At 67.2% G+C, this 15,063-nt stretch carries 17 protein-coding genes; 11 read left to right on the plus strand and 6 right to left on the minus strand.

Annotated features, from left to right (window positions below):
• Positions 1–10: 10 nt before the first annotated feature.
• The 3 genes from CHC02_RS27970 (at position 11) to CHC02_RS27980 (ending at position 3,618) form a co-directional block, all read left to right on the plus strand.
• On the plus strand, positions 11–2,167 hold the full coding sequence (locus CHC02_RS27970; protein WP_089394643.1) for a 3-hydroxyacyl-CoA dehydrogenase NAD-binding domain-containing protein: 2,157 nt from the start codon (positions 11–13) through the stop codon (positions 2,165–2,167).
• 389 nt (positions 2,168–2,556) lie between these two features.
• Positions 2,557–2,688 carry a hypothetical protein gene (locus CHC02_RS30825; protein ID WP_279615566.1) on the plus strand — a complete coding sequence of 44 codons (132 nt, stop codon included), beginning with the start codon at positions 2,557–2,559 and terminating at the stop codon, positions 2,686–2,688.
• 192 nt (positions 2,689–2,880) lie between these two features.
• Complete coding sequence (locus CHC02_RS27980; protein WP_089394644.1) at positions 2,881–3,618, plus strand: amidotransferase; 738 nt, start codon at positions 2,881–2,883, stop codon at positions 3,616–3,618.
• Between the two features lie 168 nt (positions 3,619–3,786).
• Here CHC02_RS27980 and CHC02_RS27985 read toward each other — a convergent pair whose 3' ends face one another.
• On the minus strand, positions 3,787–4,758 hold the full coding sequence (locus CHC02_RS27985; RefSeq protein ID WP_089394645.1) for a magnesium and cobalt transport protein CorA: 972 nt from the start codon (positions 4,756–4,758) through the stop codon (positions 3,787–3,789).
• Positions 4,759–4,856: 98 nt separating this feature from the next.
• Positions 4,857–5,078, minus strand: coding sequence for a hypothetical protein (locus tag CHC02_RS27990; RefSeq protein ID WP_089394646.1), 222 nt, complete (start codon positions 5,076–5,078; stop codon positions 4,857–4,859).
• A 231-nt stretch (positions 5,079–5,309) separates the two neighbouring features.
• Between CHC02_RS27990 and CHC02_RS27995 the strand changes: the two genes are divergently transcribed.
• Complete coding sequence (locus tag CHC02_RS27995) at positions 5,310–5,816, plus strand: macro domain-containing protein (protein WP_089394647.1); 507 nt, start codon at positions 5,310–5,312, stop codon at positions 5,814–5,816.
• 71 nt (positions 5,817–5,887) lie between these two features.
• Here CHC02_RS27995 and CHC02_RS28000 read toward each other — a convergent pair whose 3' ends face one another.
• Positions 5,888–6,076, minus strand: a complete 189-nt coding sequence (locus CHC02_RS28000) for a hypothetical protein (protein WP_089394659.1) — start codon at positions 6,074–6,076, stop codon at positions 5,888–5,890.
• Between the two features lie 384 nt (positions 6,077–6,460).
• On the minus strand, positions 6,461–7,150 hold the full coding sequence (locus CHC02_RS28005) for a crotonase/enoyl-CoA hydratase family protein (protein ID WP_089394648.1): 690 nt from the start codon (positions 7,148–7,150) through the stop codon (positions 6,461–6,463).
• Between the two features lie 226 nt (positions 7,151–7,376).
• On the opposite strand from CHC02_RS28005, the gene CHC02_RS28010 reads away from it, so the two are divergent.
• Positions 7,377–8,651, plus strand: coding sequence for a hypothetical protein (locus tag CHC02_RS28010; protein WP_089394649.1), 1,275 nt, complete (start codon positions 7,377–7,379; stop codon positions 8,649–8,651).
• 22 nt (positions 8,652–8,673) lie between these two features.
• Positions 8,674–8,958: a GNAT family N-acetyltransferase gene (locus CHC02_RS28015; RefSeq protein ID WP_009623398.1), complete on the plus strand. Its 285-nt coding sequence runs from the start codon at positions 8,674–8,676 to the stop codon at positions 8,956–8,958.
• A gap of 57 nt (positions 8,959–9,015) precedes the next feature.
• Here CHC02_RS28015 and CHC02_RS28020 read toward each other — a convergent pair whose 3' ends face one another.
• Together CHC02_RS28020 and CHC02_RS28025 are read right to left on the minus strand one after the other, a co-directional pair.
• Positions 9,016–10,092: a 3-deoxy-7-phosphoheptulonate synthase gene (locus CHC02_RS28020; protein ID WP_089394650.1), complete on the minus strand. Its 1,077-nt coding sequence runs from the start codon at positions 10,090–10,092 to the stop codon at positions 9,016–9,018.
• 166 nt (positions 10,093–10,258) lie between these two features.
• Positions 10,259–10,678 carry a PilZ domain-containing protein gene (locus CHC02_RS28025; RefSeq protein WP_089394651.1) on the minus strand — a complete coding sequence of 140 codons (420 nt, stop codon included), beginning with the start codon at positions 10,676–10,678 and terminating at the stop codon, positions 10,259–10,261.
• Here CHC02_RS28025 and CHC02_RS28030 point away from each other — a divergent pair.
• The 5 genes from CHC02_RS28030 (at position 10,677) to cysB (ending at position 14,679) form a co-directional block, all read left to right on the plus strand.
• The gene (locus CHC02_RS28030) at positions 10,677–11,066 is read left to right on the plus strand and encodes a YbbN family protein (RefSeq protein ID WP_089394652.1); all 390 of its coding nucleotides are present in this window, start codon (positions 10,677–10,679) and stop codon (positions 11,064–11,066) included. The two genes, CHC02_RS28025 and CHC02_RS28030, sit on opposite strands and share 2 nt — an antisense overlap.
• Positions 11,067–12,023: a putative 2-dehydropantoate 2-reductase gene (locus tag CHC02_RS28035; RefSeq protein ID WP_089394653.1), complete on the plus strand. Its 957-nt coding sequence runs from the start codon at positions 11,067–11,069 to the stop codon at positions 12,021–12,023.
• A gap of 21 nt (positions 12,024–12,044) precedes the next feature.
• On the plus strand, positions 12,045–12,956 hold the full coding sequence (locus tag CHC02_RS28040) for a 5'-nucleotidase (protein ID WP_089394654.1): 912 nt from the start codon (positions 12,045–12,047) through the stop codon (positions 12,954–12,956).
• Positions 12,957–13,020: 64 nt separating this feature from the next.
• On the plus strand, positions 13,021–13,509 hold the full coding sequence (locus tag CHC02_RS28045) for a universal stress protein (protein ID WP_089394655.1): 489 nt from the start codon (positions 13,021–13,023) through the stop codon (positions 13,507–13,509).
• 195 nt (positions 13,510–13,704) lie between these two features.
• On the plus strand, positions 13,705–14,679 hold the full coding sequence (gene cysB, locus CHC02_RS28050) for an HTH-type transcriptional regulator CysB (protein WP_089394656.1): 975 nt from the start codon (positions 13,705–13,707) through the stop codon (positions 14,677–14,679).
• The last annotated feature ends 384 nt before the right edge of the window (positions 14,680–15,063 follow it).

Consider the following 15,063-nt stretch of genomic DNA (forward strand, 5'->3'; position numbering starts at 1 on the left):
AGAACAAGAAATGACCGAAGCCATCCGCTACGCTTTTCAGTACGAGAAGGGCCAGGACAACATAGTCGTCCTGACCATGGACATGCCCGGCCAGAGCGCCAACACCATGAACGCGGTCTACCGCGAGGCCATGGCCGCCACCATCGCCCGCCTGGAGGCCGAGAAGGACGCCATCGCCGGCGTGATCCTCACTTCGGCGAAGAAGACCTTCTTCGCCGGCGGCGACCTCAACGAACTGATCAAGGTCACCAAGGCCGACGCCCAGGCCTTCTACGAAGGCATCCTGGTCCTCAAGGGCCAGCTGCGCCGCCTGGAGACCCTCGGCAAGCCGGTGGTGGCCGCCATCAACGGCGCGGCCCTGGGCGGCGGCTGGGAAATCTGCCTGGCCTGCCACCACCGCATCGCCCTGGACGAAAGCCACGTGCAGCTGGGCCTGCCGGAAGTCACCCTGGGCCTGCTGCCCGGCGGCGGCGGGGTGGTGCGCATGGTGCGCCTGCTGGGCCTGGAGAAGGCCCTGCCGTACCTCGCCGAAGGCAGGAAGGTGCGCCCGGAGCAGGCGCTCAAGGCCGGCCTGGTCCACCAGTTGGCCTCCAGCCGCGAAGAGATGCTGGCCAAGGCCCGCGAGTGGATCGCCGCCAACCCCAACGCCAAGCAACCCTGGGACAGCGCCGGCTACAAGATCCCCGGCGGCACCCCGTCCAGCCCCAACGTGGCGCAGATGCTGGCCATCGCCCCCTCGGTGCTGCGCGACAAGACCAAGGGCTGCTTCCCGGCGCCGGAGAAGATCATGTGCGCCGCGGTCGAGGGCGCCCAGGTCGATTTCGACACCGCGCAACTGATCGAGGCGCGCTATTTCACCGAGCTGACCACCGGCCAGGTGGCGAAGAACATGATCGGCACCTTCTGGTTCCAGCTCAACGAGATCAACGCCGGCAAATCGCGCCCCCAGGGCTACCCGCAGCAGCAGACGAAGAAGGTCGGGGTGCTCGGCGCCGGCATGATGGGCGCGGGCATCGCCTACGTCTCGGCCGCCGCCGGCATCGAGGTGGTGCTCAAGGACGTTTCCATCGAGGCTGCGGAGAAGGGCAAGGCCTACTCGGCCGCGCTGCTGGACAAGAAGGTCGGCAAGGGCCAGATGACCGCCGAGAAGCGCGACGCCTTCCTCGCCCGCATCAAGCCCACCGCCAGCGAGGCCGACTTCGAGGGCTGCGACCTGGTCATCGAGGCGGTGTTCGAGGACCGCGCGCTCAAGGGCAAGGTCACCGCCGCCGCCGAAGCCGCCGCGCTGCCCGACGCGGTGATCGCCTCCAACACCTCGACCCTGCCGATCACCGGCCTGGCCCAGGCCGTGGCGCAGCCGCAGAAGTTCATCGGCCTGCACTTCTTCAGCCCGGTGGACAAGATGCCGCTGGTGGAGATCATCCGCGGCGAGAAGACCGACGACGCCACCCTGGCCCGTGCCTTCGACTATGTGCTGCAGATCAGGAAGACGCCGATCGTGGTCCACGACAGCCGCGGCTTCTTCACCTCGCGGGTGTTCGGCACCTTCACCAACGAGGGCCTGGCCATGCTCGGCGAAGGCGTGCCGGCGGCGATGATCGAGAACCAGGCGCGCCAGGCCGGCATGCCGGTGGGCCCGCTGGCGATCAGCGACGAAGTCTCGCTGAGCCTGATGAGCCACATCCGCGAGCAGACCCGCAAGGACCTGGAAGCCGAGGGCAAGGCCCTGCCGCGGCACCCGGCCTTCGCCGTGGTCGACCTGATGCTCAACGAGTACAAGCGCCCGGGCAAGGCGGCCGGCGGCGGCTTCTACGAGTACCCGGCCAACGGCAGGAAGCACCTGTGGCCGGAACTGAAGCAGCGCTTCGAAAAGGCCGACGGGATGATCCCGGCCGAGGACGTGCGCGACCGCATCCTCTTCGTCCAGGCCATCGAGACGGTGCGCTGCGTGGAGGAGGGCGTGCTGCGCTCCACCGCCGACGCCAACATCGGCTCGATCTTCGGCATCGGCTTCGCCGCCTGGAGCGGCGGCGCGCTGCAGTTCATCAACCAGTACGGCCTGCAGGACTTCATCGCCCGCGCGCAGTACCTGGCCGAGCAGTACGGCGAGCGCTTCGAGCCGCCGGCGCTGTTGCTGGACAAGGCGGCACGCGGCGAGACCTTCTGAAGGACTTTCGTAGGAGCGAGCTTGCTCGCGAACGGCATTTCCCGGTAGCCATGGTGTGTTGGATTGACTCTGCCCCTCTCCCCAGCCCTCTCCCTGAAGGGAGAGGGGGCTTGTCCGTGCCGAGAGAAGGAATGGTTTCATCCGGAAGCCACCGAGGTTGCCGGCTGACTCCGGAACCTCCAGTTCTGCCCAACGGTCCCTCTCCCTTCAGGGAGAGGGAGCGGAGTCCAGCCAAGACACCGTAGTCACAGGGTGCATTCGCAAGCAAACCCATCCCTACGAAAAACACCCACACTGCAAACCGACCCCCACGGCCGGTTTTTTTCTTGCCGGCAAGCACCGTAGGATGGCGTAGAGCGCAGCGAAACCCATCACCTCTGGAACCCCCCATGCCCAGCGAACCCCACGCCGCGGTGCATAGCGCCGGGCAGGTCCACGCCATGGCCCTGGGCAACCTGCAGGGCGAGTACGCCTGGGTGCTGGAGACGGCGCAGGCGCAGGCGATGGCGCGGGGCGGCTGAGCAGCCGGTCGCCATCGTTTCCGCCGGCATTGATGCGCGGCGTTTTTTCGGGTATTTCCCCTGAAATTCCGACGCATGGAATGGCTTTGCCATCTTGTGTCGTGAAAAAACAGTGTGTAGTTTTCACGGAGCGTGCAGTTTGTTAAGAAAACGCGCGTTCGTGCCCGCTTAACATCAGGAACCCACCACTACATGTCGCTGCAAATCTGCATTCTGGAAACCGATATCCTGCGTCCCGAGCTGATCGACCAGTACACCGGCTACGGCTGGATGTTCCAGCAGCTGTTCGCCAAGCAACCGGTGCCCGCCGAGTTCAAGGTGTACAACGTGGTGGAGGGCCATTACCCGCCCGACAGCGAGCACTACGACGCCTACCTGGTGACCGGCAGCAAGTATGATTCCTTCGGCGACGAACCCTGGATCCGCAAGCTCAAGGACTACCTGCTGACCCGCTACGAGCGCGGCGACAAGCTGCTGGGCGTGTGCTTCGGCCACCAGTTGCTGGCCCTGCTGCTCGGCGGCAAGACCGAGCGCGCCGACCAGGGCTGGGGCGTGGGCATCCACGACTACCGCATCGAGGAACAGCCGCAGTGGATGCAGCCGGCGCTGGACGACCTGACCCTGCTGGTCAGCCACCAGGACCAGGTCACCCGGCTGCCCGAGGGCGCCCGGCGCATCGCCAGCAGCGACTTCTGCCCGAACGCCGCCTATGCCATCGGCGACCAGGTGCTGTGCTTCCAGGGCCACCCGGAGTTCGTCGCCGACTATTCCCAGGCGATCCTCGACCTGCGCCGGGAGATCTTCAGCGAACCGGTGTACCAGAAGGGCGTCGACAGCCTCGACCGCGAGCACCAGGGCGCCACGGTGGCGGAGTGGATGATGCGCTTCGTCCAGCTGGGCCGTAAGAAGGACGAGCAGAACGCCGCCTGAGTCCGCTTCCCCGCGAAAACGCCGCTCCCCGGAGCGGCGTTTTCATTTGCGCCGGAACTCGAGCGTAGGAGCGGACTCCGTCCGCGATCCAGCTACCCGGCGGTGCCAGGCCCATCGCGAATAAATCCGCTCCTACAGGTATGCAAGCGCTTCGGCGCGGCCGGCAGGTCAGAGCCAATCCGCCTGCTTGAAGCTGACGTACAACCCGATGCAGCCGATCACCAGCAGGCCCATCACCAGGAAGTAGCCGTAGTGCCAGTGCAGCTCCGGGATGTACTCGAAGTTCATTCCGTAGATGCCGGCCACCGCGGTGGGCAAGCCGAGGATCGCCGCCCAGGCGGCGAACTTGCGCTGCACCACGCTCTGCCGCGAGGACTCCAGCAGCAGGCCGACCTCGATGGTCTGGCTGGCGATGTCGCGCAGCGAGTTGAGGTCTTCCAGCAGGCGGTTGACGTGGATGGCCACGTCGCGGAAGTAGGGGCGCATCTGCTTGTCGATGAAGGGGAAGTCCAGGCGCTGCAGCTCCTGGCAGATTTCCACCATGGGCGCCGCGTAGTGGCGCAGCTTGAGCACCTCGCGGCGCAGGCCGTAGATGCGCTCGATCTCCTCCAGGCTCAGCGAGGTGCGCAGGGCGCGCTGCTCCAGCACCTCGATCTCGCCGCGGATTTCCTCCACCACCGGTTCGTAGTTGCCGACCACGAAGTCGAGCAGGGCGTAGAGCACGAAGTCGGTGCCGTGGGCCAGCAGCAGCGGGCGCGCCTCGCAGCGCTGGCGCACCTGCGAGTACGACTGCGAGAAGCCGTGGCGGGCGCTGATGATGTAGCCGATGCCGGCGAACAGGTGGGTTTCCACGAACATCAGCCGGCTGTCCGCGCGCACCGGCGAGTAGATCACCATGAACAGCGCGTCGCCGAAGGTCTCCAGCTTCGGCCGGCTGTGCTTCTCCAGGGCGTCGGAGATGGCCAGTTCGTGCAGGTTGAACTGCTTCTGCAGGTTCATCAGCTCTTCCGGCGTGGGCTCCTGCAGGCCGGTCCAGACGAAGTGGTCGGGCTGGCAGGCCCAGCGATAGCCCGCCTCCAGCGGGATATCGGCGACCTTCTTGCCCTTGCAGTAGACGGCGGATGCGACGACTCGACCCATGGCGCGTTCTCCCGGCAGGCGGAGGCGGGCGGTGCCGGCGGGCACCGGCGGCGATCTGCAAAGTATGGGCAAGCTGGCGCAGGCCGCCAGCGCGGGGCTCAGGAGTGCGGGCGCAGGCTCTGCTGCAGCACCGCCAGGGCGTTGGGCAGCACCTGGTTGAAGCGCTGGAACAGCGCGTTCTTGTCCACGCCTTCCGGCTGGACGTTGCGGGCGCCCTGGAAGCCGCCGCTCAGGGCCAGCGCCACCAGGACCACGATGCTGTACAGGCCGATGCTGGCGAGGGCGCCGTTGCGCAGGGTACGGGCGGTGGAGCGGTGCATGGCGATGGCTGCCGGAAGTGGGATTGCGGCCAGTTTCCCAGCAGTCTCGTCGATGGAATAACGATGTTCGTTGCTTTCAACTATCGGTGGAATTGATGTTTCGCCGTCTGCCGCGAGGGGAATGTGGCCTTGATGCGGGTCAAGGTCCGCGGTGCGGCCAGGCGTAACGTGAAGATAGACGGGAGCGCAAGACAAGGCTTCCGAGGTACCCCACCGAGCAAGGAAAGATTCATGATCCGAGAAGTTGAAGGCGACATTCTGCTGAGCAAGGCCCAGGTCATCGCCCATGGCATCGCCCCCCAGGACCCGTTCGACAGCGGCCTGGCCCTGGCCCTGCGCGAGCGCTGGCCGTCGCTGGTCCGCGACTACCGTCATGCGGCGCACGCCTCGGCGCCCGCGCCGGGTTCCATCTGGGCCTGGTCGGGGGTGGACGCCGATGGTTCGACCCGCGGCATCGTCAACCTGCTGACCCAGGACATGCAGGGCAGCGGGCGCAGCGCCAAGCCGGCCAAGGCCAGCCTGGAGAACGTCGGGCACTGCCTGCGGGAGCTGGCGAAACTCGTCGAGGGGGAGGGAGTCCGCAGCCTGGCGCTGCCCTGCCTGGCCACTGGCGTCGGCGGGCTGGACTGGAAGGATGTGCGACCGTTGCTGGACAGGTATCTCGGCCATCTGGACATCCCGGTGCTGGTCTATGCGGTCTATCGCAAGGGCGTGGCTGCCGACGAGAAACTCGGCTGAGGCGCGGCCGGCGGCCTGGCGCGTCCCGGAAGCGGGGCGTGCGGGGCCGTCGGGGTGCCGGCGGGCGCCGCTCAGCCCTGGTGGGCCTGGGCGGCGTCGTGCTGTTGCTGGGCGGTCTGTTCGGCCTGGTGCTGCAGCGCGGCCTGGTTCAGGTTGACCATGCGGTTCTGCATCAGCGGCGATTCTTCGGCGAAGCCGGCCTGGGCGCCGAGCAGGGTGGCGCTGGCGAGGAGGGCAGTGGCGATCAGTTGCAGTTTCATGATGAACACCTCGTTGGTTGCTTTTCCTGTGGGTTCATCAATAGGTTAACGCGCAATAATTTTTGAAAAAGACCGAACGGGCTTAATCAGTTTTGCCTTTTTCGTAACTATTCGAGGGGTATGGGAAGGCGCGACCCGTAGGAGCGGGCCCTGCCCGCGAAATCGCGCGCAGGGCGCGCTCCTACAGGGGAACGGCGCGGGTGGGGCAGCGGAGCGGATCTCATCCGCGAACCGCGCCGGGATGTCCGGCCATCGCGGACGGAGTCCTACGGTGGATACCGTGCGCCACGGCGGATTGTAGGAGCGGGCCCTGCCCGCGATTTCGCGCGCAGGGCGCGCTCCTACAGGTGAAGCCGGCGGTGGGGATGGTGTGGGAAGCGGGCCTCAGCCCAGGTGCTTCTTGTCCTGCTCGATGGCCTGGTCCAGGGTTTCCAGCAACTGCCGGCGCACCTTCAGCTTGGTGTTGCGGTGCGCGGTCATGTTCAGCTTCTTCAGCTGCTGGGCGGCGGCGCGGGCGGTGTCCAGCAGTTCCTCGGGGCTCACCACCTTGTCGAGGAAGCCGGCGGCCATGGCTTCCTGCGGGGCGAACATCTCGGCGTTGATCACCGAGCGGTTGAAGGCCGACTTGCGCAGGCGGTCGCGGGCCAGCTCGATGCCCACGTGGTGCATGGTCATGCCGATGGCCACTTCGTTCAGGCCGATCTGGAAGGGGCCGTCGACGCCGATGCGGTAGTCCGCCGAGAGCAGCAGGAAGGCGCCCTTGGCCACGGCGTGGCCGGGGCAGGCGACGATGATCGGGAAGGGGTGGGCCAGCATGCGCCGGGCCAGGGTCGAGCCGGCGGCCACCAGGGCCACGGCGTTCTCCGGGCCGGAGGTCATCACCTTGAGGTCGTAGCCGCCGGAGAGGATGCCCGGCTGGCCGGTGAGGATGACCACCGCGCGGTCCTGCTCGGCACGGTCCAGCGCCTGGTTGAAGGCCTCGATCACGGCGGGGGAGATGGCGTTCACCTTGCCGTTGGCGAGGGTCAGGGTGGCGACGCCGTCGTCGAGTTGATAGCTGATCAGTTCACTCATGGCAGGACATCCGGGAAAAGGGGCGTGGCGCAGAACATACTGGCGGCCACGGCGACCGTAAAGCGCTGTGTCCGACCGGCCGGTCACCGCGGTTTTGCGACGGGCTTCACTCTCCGGCGGGCGAGCCGGCGAATTTGGCGGGCGGCGCATGGAGGCGCGCAGGCCGTGCTGTTAAGCTGCCAGCACCGCCGTCCGTATCAATCCGCATACAAGGAAGTCCTTCCGAATGTCGAAACTGCTCAAGTGGGGCCTGCTCGGCATCGTGGCCGTGGCGCTGATCATCAAGGTGTCGCTGTGGCTGTCCGTGCGCAGCATCGTCGACGATGCCGTGGCGCGCCTGTCGCCGATGGTGGAGATCACCTACGGCGGGATTTCCTCTTCCTTCGACGGCCGCGTCGGCCTGAAGAACGTGGAGATCCGCGTGCCGGCCGCCCGCGACAGCCTGAAGGTGGCCCATGCCCAGCTCAGGTTCAACGGCCTGCGCGAGCTGCTCAGCTTCAAGGAGCGCCTGGCCGAGGGCAAGCTGCCCAAGCAGATGGCCATGGAGCTCACCGGCGTCGAGCTGCAGGTGCACGGTCCGTTCATGCAGGCGCTGTACGAGCAGCCGGCGGAGAGCAGCGTGTTCACCGCCATGAGCGAGGTGGCCTGCGGCAACGTCCGCAACATTGGCTCCGACGAGCTGCTGCAGATGGGCTACCGCACCCTGGAGTCGGACATCGAGTTCTCGTACCTGTTCGAACCCGGTGCGCAGAAGCTGACCTTCAACCTGCGCTCGGACGCCCGCGGCATGCTCGACACCCGCGTCGGCATGTCCCTGAGCAACGTCTCCGAACGCCCCGGCGACATGCGCGTGAACCCGCCGCGGGTGTCCCAGGTGACCGTCGAGCTGGATGACAACCAGTACCAGCGCAAGGTCCAGGAGTTCTGCGCCGCGCGCCTGGGCATCAAGCGCGAGGAATACCTCAAGCAGGCCCTGGCGCAGTTCGACAAGGCCATGCGCAGCCAGCGCGTGGCGCTGGACCCGCCGCTGCTCGACGCCTACGCCCGCTACCTGGCCGACCCGCAGTCGCTACGCCTGGAACTCAACCCCACCGAGGGCATGACCTGGGGCGGGCTGCAGTTCTTCGAGGCCAAGGACGTGGTCGGCATGCTGCGCCCGGTGGTGCTGGTGAACCAGCAGGCGGTGAGCCCGGTCGGCTTCGCCTGGGTCGACCCGTTGAAGCAGAAGATCACCGTCGATTCGGCCACCCACAAGATTTCAGCCGAAGAAACGGTTGAGTCGGAGAAGAGAACGCAGCAATATGGCTTCGTCAGTATCGACAGCCTTGCCCAGTACACCGGCAAGCGCCTGCAGTTCATCACCTTCGATGGTGCCTATTACCAGGGTGTACTGCACAAGGTGGAGAACGGACGAGTCTATATCACGGTCCTCATCGGGACGGGCTCGGCCGAGATGAACCTCCGCCTGAACAAGATCAATCAGGTGCGGGTCGAGTTGTGAGACCCGCAAGAGGAGAGTGCAAGTGAGTGAGTCGTTGTCCATCCATCATGATGAGTCCAGCCACCAGTTCGTCACGACGGTGGACGGTCATCGTGCCTACCTGGCCTACATGGATCTGGGCAAGCAGACGCTGGACATCTACCGCACCTTCGTGCCGGACAGCCTGCGCGGCCGGGGCATCGCCGCGGCGCTCACCGAGCACGCGCTGCAGTACGCCGAGCGCAAGGGCTACAGCGTGATTCCCTCCTGCTCCTACGTCGAGCGCTACCTGGAGCGCCACCCGCGCCACGCCGACCGCATGGCCTGAGCCGCCAGCACCAATGAAAACGCCGGGCATTGCCCGGCGTTTTTCGTTGCATCCGACTCAGCCGCGCTGGCGCCTGGGCAGCACGTCCTTGAGCTTGGCGTGCATGCTGCGCACGGCCTTCTCGGTGGTTTCCCAGTCGATGCAGGCGTCGGTGATGGAGACGCCGTACTGCAGCTGGCAGAGGTCCTTCGGGATCGGCTGGCTGCCCCAGCCCAGGTGGCTTTCCACCATCAGGCCGACGATGGAGTTGTTGCCCTCGGCGATCTGGTTGGCGACGTTGTCCATCACCAGCGGCTGCAGGGCCGGGTCCTTGTTGGAGTTGGCGTGGCTGCAGTCGACCATCACGTTCAGCGGCACCTTGGCCTTGGTCAGCTCCTGCTCGCACAGGGCCACGCTCACCGAGTCGTAGTTCGGCTTGCCGTTGCCGCCGCGCAGCACCACGTGGCCGTAGCGGTTGCCCTTGGTGGTGACGATGGACACGCCGCCTTCCTGGTTGATGCCCAGGAAACGGTGCGGGCTGGAGACCGACTGCAGGGCGTTGATCGCCACGGTCAGGCTGCCGTCGGTGCCGTTCTTGAAGCCGACCGCGGAGGACAGGCCGGAGGCCATCTCGCGGTGGGTCTGGGATTCGGTGGTGCGCGCGCCGATGGCCGACCAGCTGATCAGGTCCTGCAGGTACTGCGGGGAGATCGGGTCGAGCGCCTCGGTGGCGGTGGGCAGGCCCATCTCGGCCAGGTCGCGCAGCAGCTGGCGGCCGATGTGCAGGCCGTCCTGGATCTTGAAGGAGTCGTCCAGGTAGGGGTCGTTGATCAGGCCTTTCCAGCCCACGGTGGTGCGCGGCTTCTCGAAGTACACGCGCATCACCAGGAACAGGCTGTCGGCGACCTCGGCGGCCAGTACCTTGAGGCGCTCGGCGTATTCGTGGGCGGCCTTGACGTCGTGGATGGAGCAGGGGCCGATCACCACGAACAGGCGGTGGTCCTTGCCGTCGAGGATGTCGCGGACGACCTGGCGGCCATGGGCGACGGTCTGCCGGGCGGCTTCGGTCAGGGGGATTTCGCGCTTGAGCTGCTCCGGCGTGATCAGGGTCTCGTTGGAGGCAACGTTAAGGTCGTCGATCTGTAAATCAGCCATCGTGGTACTCAGTCAGGTCACGGGTGCCGGCCGCCAGGAACCCCCCATGCGATGGGGCGCAGGCATGAATCTCGCTAAGGGGAAGTCGAACCTTAACGCGTCGGACGCCGGCTCGACAATGGGCAGGCACCGGGAAAATGCCCGGACGACGGGGTTTTGCGCCGTTTCAGATGGCGCAGAACAGGGGGAAGTCGGCGGCATTGCAGGTGATCCACTCCAGCGCCGTGTCCTCCAGCGGCTGCGCCTGGCCGCTTTCGCGCTCGCGCTGGCGCCGGTAGTGCTCGATCTGGCAGACCTGCTCGACCATGCGCGCGCGGAACAGGGTGTCCTCGTCGAGGAAGGCCACGCCCACCAGGTAGTCGTCGACGAGCTTGCGGCTCCAGGCCACCACCCCGGGGTAGCGCGCGGCGTCGCCCAGCAGCGGGATGCGCAGCTCGACCGCGGTGCCGCGGCGGAAACCGCGCGGGGCGTTGCAGGCGACCCCGCCGAGGCTGATATTGTACAGGCGCTGGCGCGGCAGGAAGAGCTGCCTGCGGACCACCAGCTCCACCGGTAGATCACATGGGTGACGCAGGAACTGTCGCATGACGGAAGGCTCCGACTGCAATCTTTTTGGTGTTGGCATCGAGCCAAGTATAGTGCCGTCGTTCGAACTCACCGACCTGGACGCCGATCACCGGTTGCTCGAGTTGCCCGGCGACTCGCTGCTGGTCTTCAGCGCCGAGGGCTGCGCTTCCTGCCGCTGGGCCCGCGCGCAGCTGCCGGGCATGGGGCTGCCGGTGCAGCGCCTGTGCTGGGTCGATGCCGGGCGCAACGGCGGCCTGGTCGAGCGCTACGAAGTCTTCCACCTGCCGGCGCTGTTCCTGGTGCGCGACGGGGCCTTCCACGGCCGCCTCGACGCGCCCCTGCGCGCCGGCCCCCTGGCCCAGGCCCTGCGTGCCGCGGCCCGGCGCATTCCCGAGGAGTTGCCCTGAATGACTGTTCCCCCCGTTCGCATCGGCGTGATCGGCACCGGCGCCATCGGCGGTTTCTACGGCCTGATGCTGGCCCGCGCCGGCTTCGACGTGCACTTCCTGCTGCGCAGCGAATACGCCGCGGTGGCCGAACACGGCCTGCGCCTGAACAGCCAGGTGCATGGCGCGCTGAGCCTGGCGCCGGTGCAGGCCTACCACGACGTCGCCGAGCTGCCGCCGTGCGACTGGCTGCTGGTGGGCGCCAAGACCACCGGCAACGCCGAGCTGGCGCCGCTGATAGCCCGCGCCGCGGCGCCGGGGGCCAAGGTCCTGCTGCTGCAGAACGGCCTGGCGGTGGAGGAGGGCCTGCGCCCGCTGCTGCCGGATTCGCTGCACCTGCTGGGCGGGCTCTGTTACATCTGCGTGCACCGCGCCGCCCCCGGGGTGATCGAGCACCAGGCCCTGGGCGCGGTGCACCTGGGCTACCACAGCGGGCCGGCCGCCGATGCCGCCGCCGGCCAGGCCCTGGCCGAGGAGGGCGCGGCGCTGTTCCGCGCGGCCGGGCTGGATTCCCTGGCGATGCCGGCGCTGGAGCACGCGCGCTGGCAGAAACTGGTGTGGAACATCCCCTACAACGGCCTGTCGGTGCTGCTCGACAGCGGCACCCGGGCGCTGATGGCCAATGCCGACAGCCGCGCGCTGATCGCCGCCATCATGGACGAGGTGATGGCCGGCGCCGCCGCCTGCGGCCATGAGCTGCCGGCCGGCTACCCGGCGGCGATGCTGAGCGCGACCGAGCGCATGCCCGACTACCTGCCGAGCATGTACCACGACTTCGCCCAGCGCCGGCCGCTGGAGCTGCAGGCCATCTACGACGCGCCCCTGGCCGCGGCGGCCGCCGCCGGGGCGGCGATGCCGCGCATCGAGGCGCTGCAACGGGCGCTACGCTTCATCGACGCGCGCAACCAGGCGCGCTGATCCACCACGGGGGAACGGGCAATGGGCAAGGGGCTGGGTGACAAGCTGGTGGTGGCGATCTCCTCGCGGGCGCTGTTCGACCTCGACGAGAGCCACCGCATCTACGAATCCGAAGGCGTGGAGGCCTACCGGCAGTACCAGATCGTCCACGAGGACGAGGTGCTGCAGCCCGGCGACGCCTTCGCCCTGGTGCAGAAGCTGCTGGGCCTCAACGAGATGCTCGGCCGGCAACTGGTGGAGGTGGTGCTGGTGTCGCGCAACAGCGCCGACACCGGGCTGCGGGTGTTCAACTCCATCCAGCAGCACGGCCTGGGCATCTCCCGCGCGGCCTTCGTCGGCGGGCGCAGCCCTTACCCGTACCTGGCGGCGTTCGGCTGCCACCTGTTCCTCTCCACCCACGTCGAAGACGTACGCAGCGCCCTGGAGAACGGCTTCGCCGCGGCCACCATCCTCTCCGCCGGGGCCCGTCGCGAGACCGGCGGCGAACTGCGCTTCGCCTTCGACGGCGACGCCGTGCTGTTCTCCGACGAGGCCGAGCGGGTGTTCCAGCAGGGCGGCCTGGAGGCCTTCCAGACCCGCGAGCAGGAGTCCGCCCGCGAGCCACTGGGCGGCGGCCCCTTCAAGCCCTTCCTGGCGGCGCTGAACCGCGTGCAGCAGGCCTTCCCCCAGGAGTCCTGCCCGATCCGCACGGCCCTGGTCACCGCGCGCTCGGCGCCGGCCCACGAGCGGGTGATCCGCACCCTGCGTGAATGGGACATCCGCCTCGACGAGTCGCTGTTCCTCGGCGGCCTGGACAAGTCGGCGTTCCTCGAGGCCTTCAGCGCCGACGTGTTCTTCGACGACCAGCCCGGGCACTGCGAGCGGGCCAGGGACGTGGTCGCCACCGGCCACGTGCCCCACGGCGTGAGCAACGAGCCGCAGACGGCCAGCTAGCGCGGCCTCGGCCGCTTGCTGCTACTCTGCTCAGAGGCCCGCCGCCGAGGCAGTAGGAGGCCGCATGATCCGATCGATTCTCTACGCTACCGACCTTGGTCTCTACGCCCCGTACGTTCTCCAGCACGCCATGTCCCTCGCCCGCGCCTACGACGCCGAGATCCACGTGGTGCACGCCGTCGAGCCGATGGGGCTGTTCGCCGACTCCGTGCTGCAGACCTACCTGGATGCCGACACCCTCGCCGAGCTGCGCAGCAGCGGCCTGAGCACCGTCATGGGCAATATCGAGCGGCGGGTGATGGAGGGCTTTCGCGACGAGCTCGGCGAGCTGCACGGGGAGGCGGGCATGATCCGTTCGGTGCGCGTGCTGCAGGGCGACCCGCCGCAGGTGATCCTGGACGAGGCGCAGCGCCTGCAGGTGGACCTGATAGTCGCCGGCAGCCACAGCCATGGCGAGGGCATGAACACGCCCCTGGGGCGTACCGCCGCACGGGTGGTGCAGCTGGCGGAAGTGCCGGTGTACCTGGTGCCCATGTTGCAGCACCGCACCTGAGGCGGCTGCGCGACGAACGGACGGGGCGCTCTGCCTCGCGTTTTTCCCGGGGGCCGGGGGTGGCCGGGGGGGCGCCATGAGCGACGTAGTAGGCAAGCTCGAAAAAAACGTCTAACTTTATTCCTCAAACCATTAATATGGTTATAAAAGCAGAGCCCGGGTCGCGGGCCGCGACATCCATTTCGAGGAATCTCCATGAAGCTCCAGCAACTGCGCTATATCTGGGAAGTCGCGCACCATGACCTGAACGTTTCCGCCACTGCGCAGAGCCTGTACACCTCGCAGCCGGGCATCAGCAAGCAGATCCGCCTGCTGGAGGACGAGCTGGGCGTGGAAGTCTTCGCCCGCAGCGGCAAGCACCTGACCCGCGTCACTCCGGCCGGCGAGCGCATCATCAACACCGCCGGCGAGATCCTGCGCAAGGTCGAGAGCATCAAGCAGATCGCCCAGGAATTCTCCAACGAGAAGAAGGGCACCCTGTCCATCGCCACCACCCACACCCAGGCGCGCTACGCGCTGCCCGCGGTGATCAGCGGCTTCATCAAGCAGTACCCGGACGTGTCCCTGCACATGCACCAGGGCACGCCCATGCAGATCGCCGAGATGGCCGCCGACGGCACCGTCGACTTCGCCATCGCCACCGAGGCCCTGGAGCTGTTCGGCGACCTCATCATGATGCCCTGCTACCGCTGGAACCGCTGCGTGATCGTGCCCCAGGGCCACCCGCTGACCAAGGTGCCGAAGCTGACCCTGGAACTGCTCGCCGAGCAGCCGATCGTCACCTACGTGTTCGGCTTCACCGGCCGCTCCAAGCTGGACGAGGCCTTCAACCAGCGCGGCCTGGTGCCCAAGGTGGTGTTCACCGCGGCCGACGCCGACGTGATCAAGACCTACGTGCGCCTGGGCCTGGGCGTGGGCATCGTGGCCCACATGGCGGTGGACCCGAAGCTGGACAGCGACCTGGTGATGCTCGACGCCAGCCACCTGTTCGAGTCCAGCGTGACCAAGATCGGCTTCCGCCGCGGCACCTTCCTGCGCGGCTTCATGTGCGACTTCATCGAGAAGTTCGCCCCGCACCTGACCCGCGAGCTGCTGGCCAAGGCCGTGCAGTGCCACAACAAGGCCGAGCTGGACGAGCTGTTCGAAGGCATCGAGCTGCCGGTCTACTGAGGCGACGCCACCCCGCGACGCCCGGCTTCGGCCGGGCGTTTTCGTTCAGGCCCCGGCGGGAGCGCGGGGCGGATAGCCGTTCGCGGTTATCCGCCGCTCCACCCACGCCAGTCCCATGTAGGAGCGCGCCCTGCGCGCGAATCGCAGGCAGGGCCTGCTCCTACAGTTCGCCATGAGGCATGGCATTCCACCTGTAGGAGCGGACTCTGTCCGCGATGCGGCAGATAACGCCATAGGCGTTATGCGTATATGGACTCCTCCCGTTTTGCCAGCGACCGACGTGCTTTTTCGAACTTGGGTACGACTGCTGCCGTATATCCGGCTTCATGGAGCGATACATCCGCTCCCGAGCCCTGATGAAAATCCGCTCATGTGCGCCTGATC

The sequence above is a fragment of the Pseudomonas delhiensis genome (assembly GCF_900187975.1).
Taxonomy (GTDB): domain Bacteria; phylum Pseudomonadota; class Gammaproteobacteria; order Pseudomonadales; family Pseudomonadaceae; genus Pseudomonas; species Pseudomonas delhiensis.